Source organism: Acidovorax sp. NCPPB 3576 (assembly GCF_028473605.1).
In the GTDB taxonomy this organism is placed as follows: domain Bacteria; phylum Pseudomonadota; class Gammaproteobacteria; order Burkholderiales; family Burkholderiaceae_C; genus Paracidovorax.
The window spans coordinates 2614751-2635881 of the sequence record NZ_CP097267.1 but is presented as its reverse complement, the minus strand read 5'-3'; the positions used below and the strand labels follow the sequence as shown (position 1 = coordinate 2635881).

At 66.6% G+C, this 21131-nt stretch carries 19 protein-coding genes and 1 pseudogene; 12 read left to right on the top strand and 8 right to left on the bottom strand.

Annotation, left to right across the window (positions count from 1 at the left end; translation table 11 throughout):
- Window positions 1-145 precede the first annotated feature (145 nt).
- The 7 genes from M5C98_RS12100 to M5C98_RS12070 all read left to right on the top strand — a co-directional run bounded on the left by M5C98_RS12100 (window position 146) and on the right by M5C98_RS12070 (window position 9056).
- Window positions 146-1618 carry a short-chain fatty acyl-CoA regulator family protein gene (locus tag M5C98_RS12100; RefSeq protein ID WP_272553034.1) on the top strand — a complete coding sequence of 491 codons (1473 nt, stop codon included), beginning with the start codon at window positions 146-148 and terminating at the stop codon, window positions 1616-1618.
- Between the two features lie 248 nt (window positions 1619-1866).
- Window positions 1867-2376, top strand: a complete 510-nt coding sequence (locus M5C98_RS12095; protein WP_336298501.1) for a sigma-70 family RNA polymerase sigma factor — start codon at window positions 1867-1869, stop codon at window positions 2374-2376.
- An 82-nt stretch (window positions 2377-2458) separates the two neighbouring features.
- A complete protein-coding gene (locus tag M5C98_RS12090; RefSeq protein WP_272553032.1) occupies window positions 2459-3541 on the top strand; it encodes a FecR family protein in 1083 nt (360 codons plus the stop codon).
- 148 nt (window positions 3542-3689) lie between these two features.
- On the top strand, window positions 3690-6134 hold the full coding sequence (locus M5C98_RS12085) for a TonB-dependent siderophore receptor (RefSeq protein ID WP_272553031.1): 2445 nt from the start codon (window positions 3690-3692) through the stop codon (window positions 6132-6134).
- Between the two features lie 25 nt (window positions 6135-6159).
- The gene (locus M5C98_RS12080; RefSeq protein ID WP_272553029.1) at window positions 6160-7821 is read left to right on the top strand and encodes a PepSY-associated TM helix domain-containing protein; all 1662 of its coding nucleotides are present in this window, start codon (window positions 6160-6162) and stop codon (window positions 7819-7821) included.
- Window positions 7818-8123, top strand: coding sequence for a DUF3649 domain-containing protein (locus M5C98_RS12075; protein WP_272553027.1), 306 nt, complete (start codon window positions 7818-7820; stop codon window positions 8121-8123). Before M5C98_RS12080 ends, M5C98_RS12075 begins: the two co-directional genes overlap by 4 nt.
- Before the next feature lie 69 nt (window positions 8124-8192).
- Entirely contained in the window at window positions 8193-9056 is an 864-nt protein-coding gene (locus M5C98_RS12070; RefSeq protein WP_272553026.1) for an alpha/beta hydrolase, read from the top strand.
- A 20-nt stretch (window positions 9057-9076) separates the two neighbouring features.
- On the opposite strand, the gene M5C98_RS12065 is transcribed toward M5C98_RS12070, so the two are convergent.
- The 4 genes from M5C98_RS12065 to M5C98_RS12050 form a co-directional block, all read right to left on the bottom strand.
- Window positions 9077-9556 (bottom strand): EVE domain-containing protein, encoded by a 480-nt coding sequence (locus M5C98_RS12065; RefSeq protein ID WP_272553025.1) that lies wholly within the window; start codon window positions 9554-9556, stop codon window positions 9077-9079.
- Between the two features lie 155 nt (window positions 9557-9711).
- Complete coding sequence (locus tag M5C98_RS12060; protein ID WP_272553024.1) at window positions 9712-12540, bottom strand: DEAD/DEAH box helicase; 2829 nt, start codon at window positions 12538-12540, stop codon at window positions 9712-9714.
- A 117-nt stretch (window positions 12541-12657) separates the two neighbouring features.
- Window positions 12658-13179: a hypothetical protein gene (locus M5C98_RS12055; protein WP_272553023.1), complete on the bottom strand. Its 522-nt coding sequence runs from the start codon at window positions 13177-13179 to the stop codon at window positions 12658-12660.
- A 14-nt stretch (window positions 13180-13193) separates the two neighbouring features.
- Window positions 13194-13445 carry a GlsB/YeaQ/YmgE family stress response membrane protein gene (locus M5C98_RS12050; RefSeq protein WP_272553021.1) on the bottom strand — a complete coding sequence of 84 codons (252 nt, stop codon included), beginning with the start codon at window positions 13443-13445 and terminating at the stop codon, window positions 13194-13196.
- Window positions 13446-13727: 282 nt separating this feature from the next.
- Here M5C98_RS12050 and M5C98_RS12045 point away from each other — a divergent pair, with 282 nt between their 5' ends.
- Window positions 13728-14114: a hypothetical protein gene (locus tag M5C98_RS12045; protein WP_272553019.1), complete on the top strand. Its 387-nt coding sequence runs from the start codon at window positions 13728-13730 to the stop codon at window positions 14112-14114.
- Window positions 14115-14162: 48 nt separating this feature from the next.
- Here the strand turns inward: M5C98_RS12045 and M5C98_RS12040 are convergent, their stop codons facing one another.
- Window positions 14163-14714 carry a C40 family peptidase gene (locus tag M5C98_RS12040; RefSeq protein WP_272553018.1) on the bottom strand — a complete coding sequence of 184 codons (552 nt, stop codon included), beginning with the start codon at window positions 14712-14714 and terminating at the stop codon, window positions 14163-14165.
- Between the two features lie 260 nt (window positions 14715-14974).
- Here M5C98_RS12040 and M5C98_RS12035 point away from each other — a divergent pair, with 260 nt between their 5' ends.
- Both M5C98_RS12035 and M5C98_RS12030 read left to right on the top strand, forming a co-directional pair.
- On the top strand, window positions 14975-16081 hold the full coding sequence (locus M5C98_RS12035; protein WP_272553017.1) for a PQQ-dependent sugar dehydrogenase: 1107 nt from the start codon (window positions 14975-14977) through the stop codon (window positions 16079-16081).
- Window positions 16082-16185: 104 nt separating this feature from the next.
- Complete coding sequence (locus tag M5C98_RS12030; RefSeq protein ID WP_272553260.1) at window positions 16186-16788, top strand: isochorismatase family protein; 603 nt, start codon at window positions 16186-16188, stop codon at window positions 16786-16788.
- A gap of 72 nt (window positions 16789-16860) precedes the next feature.
- Here the strand turns inward: M5C98_RS12030 and M5C98_RS12025 are convergent, their stop codons facing one another.
- Both M5C98_RS12025 and M5C98_RS12020 read right to left on the bottom strand, forming a co-directional pair.
- Window positions 16861-17835 carry a sulfotransferase domain-containing protein gene (locus M5C98_RS12025; RefSeq protein WP_272553016.1) on the bottom strand — a complete coding sequence of 325 codons (975 nt, stop codon included), beginning with the start codon at window positions 17833-17835 and terminating at the stop codon, window positions 16861-16863.
- Window positions 17759-18707, bottom strand: a pseudogene (locus M5C98_RS12020) (IS5 family transposase). The gene M5C98_RS12025 and the pseudogene M5C98_RS12020 overlap by 77 nt, the downstream one beginning before the upstream one ends.
- 56 nt (window positions 18708-18763) lie before the next feature.
- On the opposite strand from M5C98_RS12020, the gene M5C98_RS12015 reads away from it, so the two are divergent.
- Window positions 18764-19015, top strand: a complete 252-nt coding sequence (locus M5C98_RS12015) for a sulfotransferase (RefSeq protein WP_272553015.1) — start codon at window positions 18764-18766, stop codon at window positions 19013-19015.
- A gap of 8 nt (window positions 19016-19023) precedes the next feature.
- Window positions 19024-19353 (top strand): sulfotransferase, encoded by a 330-nt coding sequence (locus M5C98_RS12010; RefSeq protein WP_272553014.1) that lies wholly within the window; start codon window positions 19024-19026, stop codon window positions 19351-19353.
- Window positions 19354-19438: 85 nt separating this feature from the next.
- Here the strand turns inward: M5C98_RS12010 and M5C98_RS12005 are convergent, their stop codons facing one another.
- Window positions 19439-21058 (bottom strand): methyl-accepting chemotaxis protein, encoded by a 1620-nt coding sequence (locus M5C98_RS12005; protein WP_272553012.1) that lies wholly within the window; start codon window positions 21056-21058, stop codon window positions 19439-19441.
- Window positions 21059-21131 lie beyond the last annotated feature (73 nt).

The window sequence follows — 21131 nt, the reverse complement described above, 5'->3', positions numbered from 1 at the left end:
AGCGGAAGAGGGGGCGGCTCGGGGTTGTCATGCTTCGCAATCTACGCACAATGGATGCTTTGATAAAGCACTGAAAAGGCGAATCTTTGCGAATGACCAATCGCCAGTTTGCAAATTCTGCGAATGCAATGATGGGAACGCTTCCATGAAGAAGACCTTCATGGGCGTGCGCCTGCGCAAGCTGCGCGCCGAGCGCGGCCTGTCGCAGATCGCCATGGCACAAACGCTGGGCTTGTCGCCCAGCTACTTGAACCAGCTGGAGCAGAACCAGCGGCCGCTCACCGTGGCCGTGCTGCTCAAGGTCAGCCGCACGCTCGGGGTGGACGTGCAGCAGTTCTCCGAGGACGAAGAGGCGCGGATGGTCGCGGGACTGCAGGAGGCGCTGGCCGACAACCCGGGCGGCGAGCCGGTCGCGCTGCCGGAGCTGCGGGAGATCGCCTCGCAGATGCCGGCTGTGGGCCGCGCGTTGCTGGCGCTCCACCACCGCCATCTAGAGGCCACGCAGCGGCTGGAAGCCCTCGCGATTCGCCTGGGCGACGGCCGGGGAGATGGGCATGTGGAGGGTTCGGACACCGGCGATTCGCACCTTGTCCCCTTGCAACCCCTGGCCTTCGAGCGGGTGCGCGACTTTTTCCTGTCGCACCAGAACTACCTGGACTCCATCGACCGTGCCGCCGAACAGCTCGCCACCCAGGCGCGCGCCCAGGGCGGCCTGCTGTCCGACTGGCTCGTCCAGCGTCTGCAACATCGCCATGGCGTGCGCGCAGTGCCCTCGCAGGACGACAGGGGCACCTACCTGCGCAGCTATGACCCGGGCAGCAAGGTGCTGCGGCTGTCCCCGTCTTTGGACCCTGGCCAGCTCGCGTTCCAGCTGGGTACCCAACTGGCGTTGCTGGAGCATTCACCGCTGCTTGATGCATTGGTGGACCTGCCGGAATTCGGGCAAGACCCGCAGGCCCGCACCCTGGCCCGCATGGGCTTGGCGAACTACTTCGCCGGCGCCTTGCTGTTGCCCTACGCGGTGTTTTTGCAGGCGGCCGAGGCCACGCGCTACGACATCGACCGGCTGGCGCGTCGTTTCGGCGTGGGCTTCGAGACCATCTGCCACCGGCTGAGCACACTGCAGCGGCCAGGCGCGCCCGGGGTGCCGTTCTTCTTCATCCGCGTGGACCGGGCAGGCAACATCTCCAAGCGCCAGTCCGCCACCCATTTCCATTTCTCGAAGACGGGTGGCACCTGCCCACTGTGGAACGTGTACGAAGCGTTTTCGCAGCCCGGCAAGATCCTGCCGCAACTGGCCCGCATGCCGGATGGGCGCAGCTACCTCTGGATCGCGCGCACGGTTTCGGCCGGACAGGGCGGCTTCGGCGCGCCAAGCAAGACGTTTGCCGTGGCCCTGGGCTGCGACATCCGCCATGCGCCCCGGCTGGTCTATTCGCGGGGCATGGATCTGGACGATCCCGAGATCGCCACGCCCATCGGCATGGGATGCAAGGTGTGCGAGCGCACGGGCTGCCCGCAGCGGGCGTTTCCATTCCTGGGCCGGCCGCTGGATGTGAGCGAGAACGAAAGCCGGTTCACGCCCTATCCGGCAGGAGAAGGGGCGGATCGGCGTTGACCGGGGGCGCCGTGGCCGTGGCATCGGATCGCTTTTTCAGGATCGGGCGCATGCAGTTCGAAGTGAATCTCATTTACCGCATCTTCTATACTCGCGCCTTCACTTGCCTTTGGCGCCACCGGCTCCGCTTTCGCCGGGTCTGGCCCTGTCGATGGGCATGGCCTTATTCCCTGGTTCAGATTTCCGTGTTCGTGCGCTATTACCGAGAGTTGCTGAGGTTCCTTCAAGGGTCCGTCAAGGATCGCGAGATGGCGGCCGATCTGGCGCAGGAAAGCTATGCACGGGTGCTGGCCGTGCAGCGATCGGGCGAGGCCATCGCGGAACCGCGTGCACTGCTGTACCGCACGGCACGCAACCTGGTCATCGACCAGCATCGCCGCGACGCGGTGCGCGGCCAGCATGCCCCGCTGGACGATGACAGTGCCTTCGAGCAGGCCGCGCAGACCTTGGCCGCTCCGGCCGCCTGCGAGCCCGAGGTGGCCGCCATGTCGTCCCAGACGGTGGATGCGCTGCTGGCCGCCATCGGCGAATTGCCACTGCGTTGCCGCGAGGCGTTCATCCTGTACAAATTCGATGGCCTGCCGCAGGCCGACATTGCGCGCCGCATGGGTATCTCCGTGACGATGGTGGAGCGCCACATCCAGCGGGGCATGCAGGCTTGCCGCGACTGCCACGACCGTCTGGAGGGCGTGCCGCGGCCATTGCGCCAACCTGCCGATTCCATCGAATGCACCGATCCGAAAGAAGGCCCGTGGTGATGCACCACGCATTTTCTGGCCGGCGCGGGTTGGGATGGCGCCGCGCCGTGCGTCTACTGCAAGGCAAACCCCTCAAACCCGCATGACCGACCTCCACCGCGCTGCCCCCTCGCCCAGCGACCTCGATGCTGAGGCGCTGGAGTGGTTCGTGCGCCTAAATCGCGGGCGCGGCGCCGAGCAGAACGCCGAGTTCCAGGCCTGGCTGGCAGGGCATGCGGGCCGGCAGGCGGCGTTTGCCCGCTGGCAGGCCGACTGGCAGCGGCTGGACGGCTTGCCGGCGGCTGGCGTGCAGCAGTTGCGCCGACAGTTGGCCGCCGACCAGGCCAAGGCGGATCGCACGCGGGCCGCACCGGCCTCCGCCACGCGCAGGGCCTGGCTGCAAGGGTGGTCTGCCCTGGTGCCGCAGGCCGCTGTGGCGGCCGCGGTGCTGTTGACCGCTGGCGGCGGCAGCTATCTGGCCTGGGACCACTGGCAGCAGCAGCCGGTTTTCGTGCAGAACTTTTCGACGGAACGGGGCCAGCAGCTGGACGTGCAGCTGCCCGACGGCAGCCGCTTGCGGCTCGATACGGCCACGCGGGTCGAGGTGGCGCTGTACCGCCAGCGGCGCGAAGTGCGCCTGCCGGAGGGGCAAGCCCTGTTCCAGGTGCAGGGCGATGCCACCCGGCCGTTCGATGTGCTGGCCGGCGCCGTGAAAGTGACCGTGGTGGGCACGCGCTTTTCGGTGCGCCATACCGCCAACGTGCCCGGCGACGACGGCGTGCGGGTGGCCGTGGAAGAAGGCCGTGTGCGCGTGGCGACGGTCCCCGCTGCAGGGCAGTGTGCCCACCCCGGAGCGGCGGTGGTGACGCTGGCTGCGGGGCAGCAGGTCGCCGCCGATGCGGCGGGCCACATGGCGCCTGTCGGCCCGGTGGCAGCCGCAGGGGCGGCCCCTTGGCGCGATGGGCGAATCACCTTGGACGATGTGCCGCTGGCGCAGGCCTTGGCGGAGTTCGAGCGCTACGGGCCGACCGGCCTGGTGGTGCGCGATGCGGCCGTGGGCGCACTGCGCATGACCGGCACCTTCGACCCGCGCCGCCTGGACAACTTCCGGCAGGCGCTTCCCAAGGTGCTGCCGGTGCGGCTGCAGGGCGAGGCGCCGCACACCGAAATCCTGGCGGCCCACTGAGTCCGTGATCTTTCAGGCCTCACGCGGGGTCGATGGCACGGGTCGTTTCACTTCTTCAAAAAAAGCGCAAAGCCCAGGTTGGGGTTTTGCCAAGCCATGCGTCTACCTGAGAAGGCTTCTTATTCTCAACCTTCCGGAGATCGCTCGCATGTCCCGTTTTCGCTTCCATCCCGCCCCGCTGGCCGTGGCCGCCGCCCTGGCTTTGGGCGCCTTGTCCGCCCATGCCCAGTCGGGGGCCGGCGCACAGGCTGCGGCATCCGTGCCGGTGGACATCCGCATTGCCGCCCAGCCCCTGGCCCAGGCCCTGGATGCGCTGGCGCGGCAGGCGCGCCTGGAGCTGATGGTGCAGCCTGCGCTGGTGGAGGGGAAGGTCGCACCGGCTGTGCAAGGGCGGCTGACCGCCCGCGAGGCGCTCAACCGCCTGCTGGCGGGCAGCGGGCTGTTCGCGGAAATCGAAGGCACGTCGGTGGTCGTGCGCCGGGTGCCGCAAGGCGCAGGCACGGCGACGCTTGCGCCCGTGACGGTATCGGCACAGGCCGAACGGCCGGTGGCGACCGAGCACACGGGCTCCTACACCACGCGTGCGGTCACGGTGGGCAAGGGCGCCCAGGCGCTCAAGGACATTCCCCAGTCGATCAGCGTCGTCACGCGCCAGCTGATGGACGAGCAGAACATCACCTCGGTCTATGACGCGCTCGCCAGCACCACGGGCATCACGCTGGCCCAAAGCCCGCAGGGCGGCAAATACATCTACTCGCGCGGCTACGACCTGACCACGGTGCAGTACGACGGGGTTCCGCTCAACCGCGGCATGTACGGGCGGGCGAGCAACTATGCGTCCGGCATGGCGATCATCGACCGGGCCGAGGTCCTGCGCGGCGCCGCCGGCCTGCTTCAGGGCGAAGGCAGCCCCGGCGGGGCGGTCAACCTGGTGCGCAAGCGTCCTCTCAACACCAACGCCACCACGGTGGAGGCCCGCGCGGGCTCGTGGGACCGCTACGGCGCGCAGCTCGATGCCAGCCGCGTCTTGAATGAAGAGGGCACGCTGCGCGGCCGCGCGCTGATCGACTACGAAGACCACCACTCGTTCATGGACTACGTGAACCGCCGCAGCCCGACCGTGTACGGCACGCTGGAATACGACGTCTCGGCCGCCACACGCATCAACTTCGGGGCCAGTTCCGAAGAGACGCGGGGCCGCCCCTCGATGAACGGCCTGCCGCGCTACGCCACCGGCGGCGACCTGAACCTGCCCCGCTCGACCTACCTGGGCGCCACCTGGAATCGGCAGGAGTCGTCCAACCGCGGGCTGTATTTCGATGCGGCGCACCAGTTCAACGACGACTGGAAGCTCCAGCTCACGGCGATGCACCTCAAGGAAGAGCACGACCTGAAATACGCCGGCGTCAACCGGGCGGTCAACCCGGCGCTGATGCAGAGCGCCAACATCGTGGCCCGGTCCATCGCAGACATCGAGACCTCGGGCATCGACGCGAACCTGACCGGAAAATTCGATGCCTTCGGCCGGCGGCACGAACTGGTGAGCGGCGTGAACTACACGCACACCACGAACGACACCATCTACGGCTTTCGGACCAACTACAACATCTTCGGCCTGAACCGCTACAACCCGGATTTTCGCGAGCCCACGGACGCCGAGATCTACACCGGCACCCGCGAGGCGCGGCAGGGCAAGGCCCGGCAACTGGGCTTCTACAACGCGGCGCGCCTGCAGCTGACCGACCCGCTCAAGCTGGTGGTCGGTGCGCGCGTCAGCTGGTTCCGCACCGACTGGGACACCGTCACCACCGGCGCCACGCCGTCCACATCGGCCACCCACAGCCGCGAGAACGCCAAGGTCAACCCCTATGCCGGGCTGATCTACGCGCTCAACCCGCAATGGTCAGCCTACGTGAGCTATGCCGACATCTTCAAGCCGCAGTCCGAACTGAACGAGGCGGGCCAACTGCTCAAGCCCATGGTGGGCGCCAATTACGAAGCGGGCCTCAAAGGCGAGCTGATGGACGGCAAGGTGAATGCCTCGTTCGCCCTGTTCCGCGTGGACCAGAAGAACCGCGCGCAGGAAGACTTCAGCACCAGCCCCACCTGCCGCAGCGACTACTACTGCTACACCGACACGGGCGAGGTGCGCAGCCAGGGCCTGGATGCGGAGGTGAGCGGCGAAGTGGCGCGCCACTGGAACCTGTTTGCCGGCTATACCTTCAACCAGACCAAGTACCTCAAGTACGTGAGCAGCCAGGGCCTGTCCTTCAACAGCTACACGCCCAAGCACCTGTTCCGCGTTTGGAGCACCTACCAGTTGCCGGGCGAGCTGAACGCCATCACCCTCGGGGGCGGCGTCAACGCGCAAAGCGGCAGCTATCGCCAGATCGGCGCCGTGCGCGCCACTAACGGCGGGCGGGCGGTGTGGAATGCGCTGGTCAAATACCAGATCAACCGCCACTGGACCGCGGCGCTGAACGTGAACAACGTGTTCGACAAGCGCTACTACAGCTCGGTCACCGCGCTGGTCAACGGCAGCTACTACGGCGACCCGCGCAACGTGATGCTGACTCTGCGGGGCGCCTTCTGAACGTGCGCAGTCGATTGCACAGCGAATGGCCCGTGATGGGGGCCGCATGAAGGGCAACGGCAACTTCCGCCAGTCCATGTCCTGGCTGCACACCTGGTGCGGCCTGGTGTGCGGCTGGTTGCTTTGCGCCATCTTTCTCACGGGCACGCTGAGTGTGTTCCGCGAGCCCATCACCCGCTGGATGGAGGCCCGGCCCGTGCTTGCCGGCGCCGATGCCGGCACGGAAGGTGTCGGTGCGCCGGCCATGGCGCAAGCCGTGCGCCATCTGGCGGCGCAGGCGGGCGATGCGCGCTTTTGGCGCATCGAGCTGCCCCAGCGCCCGGGCGATGCCCTGCTGCTGGCATGGCGAAACGGCCGCACCAACCAGATGGCCGCGCTGCATCCGGTGACCGGTGCCGTGCTGCCCGCGCCCTGGGGCCGCGCGACAGAGGGTGGGCGGCACTTCATGTCGTTCCACTACATGCTGCAGTGGAACGCGCTCGGGTTCTGGGTGGTCGGCTGGGTGTCGATGTGCATGCTGGTGGCGCTGGTGTCCGGCGTGGTCGTGCACCGGCGCATCTTTCAGGACTTCTTCACCTTCCGAACCGGCAAGGGCCAGCGGTCGTGGATGGACGCGCACAACGCCACGGGCGTGCTGACGCTGCCCTTTCTATTCATGATCGTCTATACCGGGCTGGCGATCTTCTACACCTCGTACATGCCATGGCCCCTGCAAGCGGCCTACGGCTTCGGCGACCAAGCCTATGCCCGGTTCCAGGCCGAATTGCATGCGGGCGGTGGCGAAGAACTGCGCCGCCCCCGCACCGGCCGGCCCGCTGAATTGCACGACCTGGCCCCGCTGCTGCTGCAGGCCCGCACACTGATCGGCCAACCGCCGCGCATGGTGGTGGTCGAGGCCCCGGGCGATGCGAATGCCACGGTGCGCGTGCTCGGCCCGCGCGAAGGCGAGCCCGGCGAAGGCCAGCGCCGCGCCTTGCTGAATCCCGTGGCCAGCGTGGCGTTCGACGGCGTGACCGGCACCGTGCTGCAGGTGCGCCGCCACGGGGCCGATGCCGCCTTCGCCTCCGAGCAGGTGCACGCGGTGATGGAATCGCTGCACTTCGCCCGCTTCGGCGGCTGGCCGATGAAATGGCTGTACTTCGCCAGCGGGTTGCTCGGCACCGTGATGGTGGCCACCGGCACCGTGCTGTTCAGCGTGAAGCGCCGCCGCGCGTCCGGCAACGAATTCGGCCGTGCCACGGCCGGCATCTACCGCGCCATCGAGGCACTGAACGTCGCGGCCGTGGCAGGCATCGGCATCGCCTGCATCGGCTACCTTTATGCCAACCGCCTTTTGCCCACGGACCTGCCTGGCCGCGCGCTGTGGGAGATCCGGGCCTTCCTGTGGATCTGGCTGGCCACGCTGCTGCACGCCGCGCTGCGCCCGCCGCGGCGGGCGTGGGTGGAACAGCTGAGCGTGGCTGCATTGCTGTGCGTGGCACTCCCCGCACTGAATGCCTGGACCACGGGCCAGCACCTGGGCCGCTATGCCATGGCGGCGGACTGGCAGCGCGCTGGGGTGGAATTCACCGCGCTCGCTTTCGGCGCGGCCCTGGCCTGGGCGGCCTACCGCACGGGGCGCGGCTGGCACAAAGCACGGCCTGGCGCCGCGAAGCGCCAGGTGCCGGGCAATGGAGTGCAGGGATGAGCCGGCAACCGCACCCATCGATGCGTTGGCCCGCCCGGCTGGGCGTCGCCAGCAGGGTGTTGGCAGCCTGCGCGGGCGGCTACGTGCTGGCCTCTTTGCTCGCCGCCGTCCTCGCGCTGGCTGCGCCGCGCCTGTGGGGATGGAGCCGCGCCGATGGCGTGTTGCTGGCGACATTGCTCAGCTTTGCGGTGTATGCGGTCATCGCGCTGTGGGTGTTCTGTGCGCGGAGTGCCTTGCGGGCCTGGCTGGGGTTGGGCGCGGTGGCCGTGCCTTGCCTGGCGCTGCTGGGGTGGTGGCGCTGACCATGGGTCGCCTCGGTGGCAGGCGTGCTTTGCGCGATCGCGTGCCTCCGATTCGATAGCATCCCTGCCATGAAACGTCGAATCCTTGCGGCATTGGCTGCTGCCTTTGCATGCCTGGCTGTCTTGTACGGTGCAGGTGAAATGCTGAGCCGCCCCCACCATCGATCGATCGGCCCGGCTCCCGTGGATCTGCCAGCCAGCCGCGTCCAGTTCGACACCCTCATGGGCCAGTCGATCTCGGGCTGGATGGTGCGTGGCGATGCCGGCGCCGGGGCCGTCCTGCTGCTGCATGGCATCAGCGCGGACCGCCGGCAGATGCTGGGCCGGGCCCGGTTCCTGCATCGCCTGGGCTATTCCGTGCTGCTGATCGATCTGCCCGCCCATGGCGAGAGCGCCGGGGACCGCGTGACCTTCGGCTGGAACGAAGCGCAGGGCGTTGCAGCGGCGCTGGACTACCTGTCCGATGCGCTGCCCGACGAAAAGATCGGCGTGATCGGCGTCTCGCTGGGAGCCGCCTCGCTGGTGCTTTCGCGGGCCGATGTCTCCTTGAGCGCCGTGGTGCTGGAGTCGATGTTTCCAACGCTCGAAGACGCTGTGTCCGACCGCCTGGCCCTTCATCTGGGGCCGGTCGGCCGGTGGTTCACGCCGCTGCTGCTGTGGCAGCTTCCGGTGTGGCTGGACATTTCCGCGGACCAACTGCGGCCCATCGCCGAAATGCCCTCGCTGAACACGCCGCTGCTGATCGCCGCGGGATCGGAAGACCGCCACACGCCGTTGGCGGAAACCCGGCGCATCTACGCGGCGGCAGACGACCCGAAAGAGTTGTGGGTGGTGGACGGCGCGGCGCATGTCGATCTGCACGCGTTCGATTCAGCCGCCTATGAAACGCGCATTGCGGCTTTTTTGGCCAGGCACCTGCGCGACGACGATTGAGGCCACCGGCAGGAGGCGGCCTAAAGCAAGCCCACCACCCGCTCCCAATCTGCGGCCTCCACGGGCGTGATGGACAGGCGGCTGCCTTTTTGCAGCACCTGCAGGCCGGCCAACTCGGGGCGGGCGCGCAGCTCGGCCAGGGACAGCAGCCGGGTCTTGCGCAGCGCCTGCACATCCAGCAGCAGCCATCGCGGTTGGTCCGGGCTGGATTTGGGGTCGTGGTACGGCGATTCGGGATCGAACTGCGTCGGGTCCGGCCGGGTGGCGGAGGCCACGCGCGCCAGCCCGGCGACGCCTGGCGCGGGGCAACTGGAATGGTAGAAAAGCACGCCGTCGCCCACCTGCATGCCGTCGCGCATGAAATTGCGCGCCTGGTAGTTGCGCACGCCGGTCCAGGGCACGGTGGCGCCCGGGGCGGCCAGGGCGTCGTCGATGGAGCATTCCTGTGGCTCGGACTTCATGAGCCAGTACCGGGGTTCGCGGGGCGGGGTCGTCGTCATGGCGCCATTTTGGCCGGGTGCCGCACATGGATGGGGTCGCCCGCGCGTCCAGACGGTGTTTTGCTATTAATTTAATAGCTGCCACCGCATGATTATCTAGGGCGTGAAGGCTAAAACACTCTGATTCCATGAATTAAAAGGATTGGACAGTGCCTTCAGCGCCGCACACCCGTGCCACCCCATCGGACCGCGTCATGCGCGGGAATCGCCAGCGGGTTGTCTTGCGGCTCAGCCAAGGGTGCGAGCAGGGCGTTCAGGTCCGCCTCGCTGAACTTGGCGGCGCCTGCCGCGTCGTGCCCCAGCACACCCTGCGCGAGTGCCTGCTTGCGCGCCTGCAACTCCAGCATGCGTTCTTCGATGCTGCCCTCCACCACGATTTTGTAGACGAACACCGGCTGGTCCTGGCCGATGCGGTGGGCACGGGCGGTGGCTTGTTCTTCCACGGCAGGGTTCCACCAGGGATCGAGGTGGATCACGGTATCGGCGGCGGTCAGGTTCAGGCCCACTCCGCCAGCCTTCAGGCTGACCAGCAGGATGGGTGGCGTGTCGGGGTCGTCACTGGCCTGAAAACGCCGCACCACGGCCCCGCGCGCGCGGGGCGGGGTCTCGCCAGTGAGCGCGAGGCAGGGCAGGGCGAGCGCATCCAGCGCCTGGGCCACCAGGGTGAGCATCTCGGTGAACTGCGAAAACACCAGCACGCGGCGGCCTTGCGCCACCAGGGCGGGCAGGGTGTCGGCCAGCCACTCGAGCTTGGCGCGCTCCATGGTGGCGGGATGCGCCCGGGCGGCCTCGCTGCCTTTGACCAGGCGAGGGTCGCAGCACACCTGCCGCAGCTTCAGAAGGGCGTCGAGCAGGGTGATCTGCGCGCCGTCGAAGCTCTGGCGCTGCAGCACGCGGCGCACCTGCTTGTCGGCGGCAGCGCGCACGGCTTCGTACAGCTCGCGCTGGCGTCCCTGCAGCGGCACGCGCAGCACGACATCGGTGCGCGGCGGCAGCTCGGTGGCCACGTCCTGCTTGCGGCGGCGCAGGATGAAAGGGCGCACGCGCCGGGCCAGCACCTGCGCGCGCACGGTTTCGCCGTTGTCTTCGATGGGCTTGCGCCAGCGCTGGGAAAAACTGCGCGCGTCGCCCAGAAAGCCGGGCATGAGGAAGTCGAACTGCGCCCACAGCTCGCCCAGGTGGTTTTCCAGCGGCGTGCCGGTCAGGCACAGAAGGTGCGGCGCTTTCAACCGTCGCAGGGCGCGGGCGCTGCGGCTGCCGGCGTTCTTGGCGATCTGCGCCTCGTCCAGGATCAGCAGGTGAAACGGCTGCGCCGCCAGTGCGTCGATGTCTCGCCACACCAGCGGGTAGGTCGTCAGCACCAGGTCGTATTGGGCGATCCGGGCGAAGCGCTCTCGCCGGCCGGTGCCGTGCAGGCTGAGCACGCGCAATCCAGGCGCCATGCGCTGCGCCTCGGCCTGCCAGTTGAAGAGCAGCGAGGTGGGCAGCACGACCAGCGCGGGGTGCGCAAGGCGGCCGGCCTCTTTCTCGGTCAGCACATGGGCGAGCGCCTGCGCCGTTTTGCCCAGCCCCATGTCGTCGGCCAGGATGCCGCCCAGGCCCTGGGCGCGCAGGTATTGCAGCCAGGCCAGGCCGTCCAGCTGATACGGCCGCAGTAGCACCTGCAGCCCGGCGGGCGCTGCCACGGGGGGCGGCGTGCCGGTGGCCTTCAGCCGTTGCGCCAATTGGGCCAGGCCGGCATCGCCCTGCAGTTGCCAGGCGTTGTTCCACCCGCTGACGGTGCCCACGCGGTGCGCCTGCACCAGCCCTGCGCGCAAGGCTTCGATGCGGCGGATCTCCCAGGGGCCCAGGCGCAGCGGATCGCCATCCTGGCGCTGCCGGCCTGGGTGATTGCGCAGTGGATCGGTCAGCAGATCCACCATCGCGCCGATGATGGCCTTGAGCGGCGCAGCGGGCGCATCGATGCGGCGCCCGCCAGGGGCGCGCAGCGAAATGCTGGCGTGGTCGTCGATGGCGGCCATCTGCGCGGCATTCAGCCATCGCGGCTCGCGCTTGAGCAGATCGGCCAGCAAGGGGGCGAGGTCCAGCGTCTCGCCGTCCACCTCGATCCCCAGGCTGAGCAGCCAAGCGCCTTCGCGTTCGGGCAAGTGGAGCTTTTGCACCGGGCGTTGGCGCTCGCCCAGCGGGCCGGCCAGTTCCTTTCCCAGCAGTTCGCCGGTGTCGGGGTCGATGCGCAGCGTCCAGCGCTGCACGGGAACGCTCTCATGCGCGAAGCCGGGCAGCACCGCCACCGCCCAGCCGTGGGCCTGCAGGCGGGGCACCTGCTCCGCCCAGAAGTCGCCGAAGGCGGCCTCCTGCGGCAGCGTCCAGACGGGGCCCAGCACCGGGGCGCGTGCGCGGTCGCGCCACTGCAGGCTGGCATCGGGCACGGGCAGCAGGCCCATATCGCGTACCAGGTCGATGGCGTCGGCCTCTGCGCCCACGTCGCGCTGCAGCCGCACCACGGGGCCTCCGGTGTCGTACAACTCCTGCACGGACGGCGGGCGGCTGTTGAGCACGGAGGTGGGGGCAGGCGTATCCCAGATGGCACCAGCAGGGGTTCGGTAGGTCCAGTCGATGCGCGCCAGCGTCACCTGATCGCCGCGCGGACCGATCGGCCCGTGCGGGCGCAAGCCCAGCAGGCCATCTCCACGGCTCAGTGTTTGTAGCGTGAGGCGGGGTTGGAGTTGGCCGAGGGTGGCCGGTGGGTCGTCCTGAAGGGTTTGACGTGCCGTTGCGGCGCTCTCACGCCTTTTCGGTGGCGAAGATGCCGGGGAGTGCTGCGTGGACGGTTCAAGAACGGATTCGCCACGCAGCTGCGCCATCACCTGGGCGGCATCGGCATCGGACAGGGCGGGCAACCGGGCCAGTGCGGCCGCATCGGCCTGGCGCTGCAGCGCGGCCACCCAGGCGCCGATGGCGTACTCACGCGCTTTGGCCGCCATGGCGGGGCGCGGAGAAGGAGACGAACTGAACGGCGGTGGGCTCTGGGGCATGGCCGACCATTTTGCCGGGCTGGCGGCTGCCGTCCGGCTCCGCGCCGACTGATCGAATACGGCCAGTCAGCGTTTGGACGGGTCTGTTGGCCCAGGCAATGTCAACTGCGCCGCCTTGGCAACCTCCACGCAATCGCGAAGGTGCTGCTCGCCCAGCAGGCGAAGCGTCGTGTAGCCCAGCACGGCCGCCACGGCTTGGCCTGCCAGCGGCACGTACTTGGCGGCCTGTTTGGCCGTGAGGCGCATGCCCACGGCCCGGGTGGCGCGGATGACCAGTTCGCGTGTGACGAACTTTCCGATCAGGGCCGACCCGACCAGCGCGACCGCCTTTTGCACCTGTTCGCGCTTGTGCGGCGTGAGTCGGTCGATCTGCTCGGGCGTCAGGCCGAACTCGGCGTTGATCTGCGGCACCAGGCGCGACAGCAGCGCCGCATCCACCGCCCAGTCGAGGCCGGGAATGGGCACGGTGCCCGCGGCAGCGGCCATCAGCGCGCGACGGTGCAGGATGCGCCGGCTGCGCTGCACGGCGGCCAGCAGATCCGGATCATTGCCGGCCAGTGCCGAGGCGCTGGGTACACGTTTCGCCACAGAGCTGCCGCCTGTTATTTCTTGCTTCTGATGAAGCCGTAGATCACCAGCAGCAAGATAGCGCCCAGGATGGAGGCGATCCAGCCGGCCGGTTCGCCCTCCTGATACCAACCCATCGCCAACCCGATGTAGGTGGCAAGAAACGAGCCGGCCACGCCGAGCAATGCCGTCATGATCCAGCCGAGCTTGTCATCCCCTGGTTTGAGAGCGCGGGCGAGAAAACCCACCACGAGACCGACGAGAAGAACACCGAGGACGGAGAACATGGGCAGGCACTTTCTGTAAAGGTTGAGATAGGGCGAATCTACCCGGCCGGTCACAAGGCTTCATGTCGGACGAAACGCACTGTGGCTTTGACAAAAAATAAGGTTTTTTTAGGAGAAACGGCCCAGCGACCCGGGGTGCAAGACGGCTGGTCATCAAATGGCCCAACCCGAGGCGACCGATGTGGGAGCGCGCCGACAGACCGACGCGCGCGAATCCCGCGGCAGGCCGATTCCCGGCTGGATAAGGTCAGGGTTCTTCCATAAGAAAAGAAAGGACAGCTCATGCCCATCCGTTCCACCCGCACCTTCTTGTCCGTCACCGTCTTGGCGCTGGCTGCCGTTACCGGGGGAGGCCTGCTGCCTGCCACGGCTCTGGCGCAAAGCGACCAGGCATCGCTGGACCGTGGCGCACGGCCCGACACCACGCCCGCGCAGCGCTACCAGACAGCGATACGCGAAGCGGGCGGTGGTTTGAAGGTGGCTATGGAAGAGTGCCGCAGCGCAGAGACGACTGCGGCGCGCAAGTCGTGCGAATCCCAGGCACGCGCACGCTATCAGGCCGATATGGCCGCCGCACGCGAAATGCTCCGCAACCCCGATGCCAAGCCGGTGAACGTGGTGGGCGAGCCCATCCGCAGCACTGAAACCACCACCGTCATCAAGCCCTGAGCGGCTTTGAACAGCAACATGCGCGCATGGCGCCCGGCGCAAAAAAGGTCAGTTGGTGGACGTTTTCGCGTCGGTTTCTTCGATGCTCACGCGGCGTGCACCATTGAAACGGCGCTGCCAGTACGACGCTTGCATGTCCTCCACCCGGACTTCGGCGCCACTGCGGGGCGAATGAATGAACTTGCCGTCACCGACATACATGCCCACGTGGCTGAAGGCGCGGCGCATGGTGTTGAAGAAGACGAGATCGCCGGGCTGAAGGTCTTTTTTCTCGATCGTCTCGGTGGCCGCCGCCTGCTGGTCGGCCCGGCGGGGCAGTATCAGACCTGCGGCCTGCCCGTAGATCGTGCGGATGAATCCGCTGCAATCGAATCCCGTTTCCACGTTGTTGCCACCCCGGCGGTAGGGCACGCCGAGAAATCCCATCGCGGTCGCGACGAGTTCACCGGCCTTGTCCTGCACGTTGTGCCGGGCTTCCTGCAACTGCGAAAGCATGGTCTTCTCGCGAACGAGTCGGTCCAAATCATCAGAGGGCGCATTGTTGGGGGCGGCGTGGGCGCTGGCGCAAGCCAGCAACAATAGGCAAATCCATCTAGACATGGGGCGCGAGGGTAACACGCGTCTTTGCGCGTCCATTAGCAAGAAATGTCGCAAATGGCATGCCCCATGGCTTTTGGCTATGGATCAGCTCGCGTACGATCTTCTGCACGGGGCACTCGAAGCCTTTTCACGTCCCTTTCATAGCTACGCTGCGTCAGCGGCTACCATCGTTACAAAATTTCCGCCCCATGAAATTTGATAAATCTGCACGTTTGGGCCGTTTTTTGCGAATTGCGCTGACATCGGGCGCTGCCGTCGCCATGGCTGCGGGATGGAGATCGGCAGGTGCCCAGCCTGCGCCCCCCGTCATTCCCCAGGCTGCCAAGACGCAGGCGAACACGATCACCGTCGCGCAGGATCTGGCCAACCCATGGGGTTTGGCGTTCTTACCCGGCGGGCGATTTTTGGTGACGGAGCGGTCCGGGCGCCTGCGCGTGGTCGATGCCAATGGCCGGCTCAACCCGCCCATTGCCGGCGTGCCGCCGGTCGTGTTCGGCGGGCAGGGCGGGCTGCTGGATGTGGTGACCGACACCGATTTCGAGCGCAACCGGCGCATTTTCTTTTGCTATTCCGAGCCCGCGGCCAAGGGAGACTCCGGCAACAGCACCGCCCTGGCGAGCGCGATACTGCCCCCCGGCGAAACCGCTTTGAGCGATGTGCGGGTGATCTTCAGCCAGCGGCCCAAAGTGCAGAGTTCGCTGCACTTCGGTTGCCGCATCGCACAGGCGCGTGACGGATCGATCTTTATGGCGGTCGGCGAGCGCTCCTCCCGCAAGGAAGACGCGCAAAAGCTCGACGGCCACCTGGGCAAGGTCATCCACGTGCAACCGGACGGCTCGCCGGGCCCGGGCAACCCGTCCGTGGCCGGCGCGCTGCCCGAAATCTGGAGTTGGGGCCATCGCAATCCGCAGGGCGCGACGATCGCCCCGGACGGCCGCCTGTGGGTCCACGAGCATGGCCCGCAGGGAGGCGACGAGATCAATGTGCCGCAGGCCGGCCGCAACTATGGCTGGCCCGTCGTCACCCATGGTGAGAACTACGGCGGCGGCAAGATCGGCGAAGGCCTGACGCAAAAAGAAGGCATGGAACCGCCGCTGCACTACTGGGTGCCATCCATTGCCCCTTCGGGCATGGCGTTTTTGACCAGCGACCGCTACGGCGCCGACTGGCGGGGAAGCCTGTTCATCGGCTCGCTCAAGTTCAGCCGTCTGCACCGGCTGGAAGTCGCGGATGGCAAAGTGGTTCGCGACGAATATTTGCTCGGCAGCGTGGGCGAGCGCATTCGCGACGTGCGCCAGGGCCCTGACGGCTGGATCTACCTGCTGACCGATGGCCCCCAAGGCCGGCTGCTGCGCCTGACGCGCTGAACGCTCGGCGAAGGGGCGCGCGCGCTGCCCCAAGGAACCCGCGCCGCCAGGTGCGGCTGCGACAATCCCCGCATCTTTCACCTTTTGCCTTGTGCACCCCGCCCATGCTGCTCGATGCCTCCGAATCCCAACTCGTCTTGATCGACTACCAGGAACGCCTGATGCCGGTCATCTACGAAGGCCCGGCTGTGCTGGCCAATGCGCTGCGCCTGGCGCGGGCAGCCCAACTGCTGGAGGTGCCAGTGTGGGGCACCGAGCAAAACCCCTCGCGCCTGGGGCCCAACGACCCGGCGCTGCGCGCGCTGTGCCGCAAGACACTGGCCAAGATGCATTTCAGCGCTGCCGAGGAAGGCCTGGGCGAATGGCTGCGCCCCGAGCCCAAGCCACCCGCCGGCAACGCGCGAAGCCTGCCCAAGCACCTGCAGAAACCCCAGCCCACGGCGCAAGAGCCCGGCGCCATCGTCATCGCTGGCTGCGAGGCCCATATCTGCCTGCTGCAGACCGCGCTGGACCTGTTGGAAGACGAATTCGACGTGTGCGTGGTGACCGATGCCTGTGGCTCCCGCACCGAGCGCAACCGCGACGCTGCTTTCGACCGCCTTGCTGGCGCGGGTGCCGAACTGGTGACGACCGAGATGGTGATCTTCGAATGGGCCCGCACGGCGGAACACCCGGCTTTCAAGGATTTGCTGGCGCTGGTGCGATAAGCCTCGCGCTGCTGCGATGCACGCCTTTCATGACCCCAGGCAGAGGAGCGAGGTGGTCAGCAGGCCCCTCTCTCAGCGCTGGCGGGACGGGTGGCATTCGCCGCTAGCCAACCACCGGGCGCATTCACTGCCCAGTTCATCGATGGCGAGCTGCTGGTATTTTTGGTTGGTTTCTGCTGGCAGCAGGCCTTGCCATCGACCGTTGCGTCCTTGGTGGAAGAATGCTTTGCCGCCGTCCTTCCACAGGCCGGTGCCCTGTGGAACATACCGGGCTGCGTTTTCCTTCATATAGTCGAACGCACAATGGGACAAGATGCGGTCCCATTGGGATTCTTCGATCGGCGTGCCGATGAAGTCAGCAATGCGTTGCGCTTCGCCAGGCAGGTTTTCGAGAAGATCGGAAAAATGGACCAGCAGGACGTTTGGTGCGTTCCGTATGGCCCACCATGAACGAACCCCTTCCCAAAACGGCCAGAAGGGATGGCCGTTCTTCTCGAGCCAATCGTTGAAGTACTCGATGACAGAAGCCGGCGGCGGCGGAACAACCCGCAGGCGGCCCGAAGGGTTGGCCCCTGGATCGAGCAATGCCTGTGCGTTCTGGCTGACTGCAGCCTGATGGGCGTGGAGGCTCCATGCAATGTCGCGCCCGTCGCGGCCTATGTAGATGTATTTTGCCGTTTCGGAAAAGACGAGAGCATCTGCAGGCAGGTGTGTTTTAAGGAAGCGGCGATGGCTCTGCGCTTCCACGAGCTTGATTTTCGTGGCCTTATCGGGATATACGGAGTCCAGCCAAGGCGATATTTTTGATATTTCTACAGCTTCATCCCCGGCGAATAGCAACTGGGCCACGACTTGCTGTAGAAATGTCGTGCCTGCCTTGGCGTAGCTCGCAATAACGATATCTCCGTCCCGGTATGGCTTTGTTGCATAAACCAGAAACAGGCCGAGATAACCCCTACCCCAGACGCAGCTACGCCACAGCAGCCGCAGGTACCGTTGTCGGGCGTCCCAACTGCGTGAAGCGATTGAGCAGTGCCACACGCACATGCAATTCAGTCACCTGGCGCTCGAACGTGCGTGCCATCACCCGTTCGCCCAGGCGTTTGAAGCAGTGCATCTTGGTCTCCGCCAGGCTTCTTCGGTGGTAGCCGCTCCATTTCTTCCAGATACCGCGCCCCAGCTTTTGGCAGGCCCGCAGCGCTTCATTGCGCACAGACGCTCCCTCCCAAGTCTCTTTCCATGGCTTTGCGTTCTTGCGCGGGGGAATCACCGCCTGCGCCCCCCTTTGGGCTATTGCCGCATGGCACCCCCTGGTGTCGTACGCGCCATCCCCTCCAACGCTGGCGACCGCCTCATCGGGCGGTATCTGGGCCAACAATTCAGGCAGCATGGGTGCGTCGCCCACGCTGTTGTCCGTCACCTCTATGGCCCGAATCTCCAGCGTGTGGGCATCGATACCCAAGTGCACCTTGCGCCACTGCCTGCGGTATTCAGCCCCATGCTTCTTTCTTTTCCATTCCCCTTCCCCCAGAAACTTTATGCCCGTGCTATCCACCAGCAAATCCAGCGCTGTGCTGCTGCGCCGATAAGGCAGCCGCACCTGCAGCGTCTTTTGGCGACGGCTGATGGTGCCGCAAGTCGGGAACCCGCCAATCGAGTTCGGCCAGTTGCAGCAAGCTTTGCACCAATCCCAGACCCTGGCGCAGTGCCAGACCGAACAAGCATTTGATGCTCAGGCAAAACTCTATCGCCGCATCCGTGAACGTCTGCTGGCGACCCCGCTTGCCACTGCCGCAGGCGTACCACTGCATGTCTTTGTCCAGCCAGATCGTCAGCGTCCCTCGGGCCTTGAGCGCCGCGTTGTACGTAGCCCAGTTGGTGGTCTTGTAGCGCGTCTTTGGCCCTTGGCTTTCATTCATGCCCCAACGCTACCAGCGTCATGGAGCCTGTTTGTGCAACAAAGCCTGCCGCGACTGTGCGCAGATCCCTTCCCCTGTGGAACGAGGCCATCCAGGGGCGTCCCGACTGGGATGCGATCTTCGATGGCTATGCCGCCACTACCGACTATCCGGGATGCTGTTTCTGGCGCGAGCTGCTTGGCCACTATCCGCAGGCCAAGGTGATTTTGACGGTTCGAGATGCGGAGGGATGGTTTGAATCGGTGATGCGACGATTTTTGCTCCTGAGGGACGAAAACCGCTTTTGGGTACTGCCGGGGAAGCCCTGAGCCAATTCATGAGGCGCGATTTCGGGCCGCAGATCGGCAACCGAGCATTCATGACCGACTATTTCAATCGATGGAACCAGCAAGTCATCGACGAAGTGCCTGCCGAACGCCTGCTGGTGTTTTCCGCCCATGATGGCTGGGAGGCGCTGTGTGCCTTTTTGGACGTGCCGGTTCCCGCAATTTCATATCCGCGCAGCCATGAGCGAAGCGATAAGGAAGGCGCCAGCCGCAGCGTACCGTCCGATCCCGCAGAACTTGAAACCCGGATGAGGGCGTATCTGGATCGACTGGCTGCAGCGACTGGGCCGGCTCTGGCGGAAGGCGATCCGCCGCAGTGAAGTCCGCAGGGCGCGTGATGGAGAAAGCCCGAGACTTGATGCGTTCGCCTTGTGGACGCGGAGTTCTGTGGCTCGCCTCTCGCTCTTATTGAAGCTGGCGCGGCACGTTACTGCCAGCAAGGGCAATGGATGATCGCGCCAGGCTCCCGCTCCCCATCGCATTGAGCCGAAACCGCGCCACGGTCGCAGCCAGGCGGCTGGCCTGGTCGTTCAGGCTTTCCGCTGCAGCGGCGGACTCCTCCACCAGCGCCGCGTTCTGCTGGGTCATCTGGTCGAGCTGATTGACGGCGGTGTTCACCTGGCGGATGCCGTCCGACTGCTCGGAGGTGGCGGCGGTGATCTCTCCGATGATGTCGCTCACGCGCTGCACGCTGTTCACGATCTCTTCCATGGTCGTGCCTGCGTCCTGCACCAGACGCGATCCGGCCGCCACCTTCTCGACGGAGTTGCCGATGAGGGCCTTGATCTCCTTGGCCGCGTCGGCCGATCGGCCGGCCAGGCTGCGCACCTCGCTGGCCACCACGGCAAAGCCGCGGCCCTGCTCACCGGCGCGCGCGGCCTCGACCGCCGCGTTCAGGGCCAGGATGTTGGTCTGGAAGGCGATGCCGTCGATCACGCCGATGATGTCGCTGATCTTGCGCGAGCTCTGGTTGATCTCATCCATCGTGGAGACGACCTGCGTCACCACCTGCCCGCCGCGCGCGGCGACTTCGGCGGCCGAGGTGGCGAGCTTGTTGGCGGTGGCGGCGGAGTCGGCCGACTGGCGCACGGTGGCGGTCAGCTCTTCCATGGAGCTGGCGGTTTCCTGCAGGTTGCTGGCGGTCTGCTCGGTTCGCTGGCTCAGGTCGGCATTGCCGGTGGCGATCTCGCGCGTGGCCGTGGAGATGGAGTCGGCCACGTTGCGCACTTCCATCAGCGAGCCTTCGAGCGCGCCGCGCATGGAGGCCAGGGCGTGCAGCAGCAGGCCGGTTTCGTCGGTGGCATGGCGGCCGTGGTCCTGGCCGGTGAGGTCCATGGCGGCGATCTGCTCGGCCACCTGGCGCGCCTCGGCCAGCGGCCGCGTGATGCTGACCGTGAGGCGCCAGGCCAGCAGTGCCGCCAGCAGCAGCGAACCCACGCACAGGGCCGTCAGCAATCCGGTGGCGGCCTGGCTGGCGTCGCGGATGCGCTGGCCCGCCGCGTCCAGTTCCCTGCGCTGCAGCTCCACCATCTTGCCCATGGTCTGCTGGAAGTTGATCGAGGCTGGCTCGTACCGCTCGGCGAACGCGCGGGCCGTCGCCTCGGCATTGCCTTCTTTCTTGAGGCGCGTGACCTCGTCGCGGGTGGAGAGGTAGGCCTTGCGGTGCTCGCCGATCTGGGCGAACAACGCCCGGTCGGCATCGCTGTCCAGCATTTTTTCGATCTGCTGCTGCAGGGCGGACGACTGCTTGCTCGACTCGGCCGCAGTGGCGGCAAAGAAGTCGGCCAGCACCGGGTCGCTGCTCTTGGCGATCGCGGCCACGCGCTGCGCGCCGTTGGTGATGTTGCGATACCAGTCACTGGCGGCCCGCTCCGTCGCCAGCGACGTGGTCAGCATGGCGTTCATCTCCTGCGTGACAGCCCGCAGTTGGAAGATTCCGTACAGGCAGCTGATCAAAAACAGCACCAAAATGGTGCCAAGAACCAGCGCCAGGCGGCGTCCGATGGTGAAACGGGTAGGGGTCATGAAGGGGCCTTCCAGACGCTGAGCAAAGGGGGAGGGGTTTCGGGTGACTTGGGTTGGCGCCTTGCCCCGATGT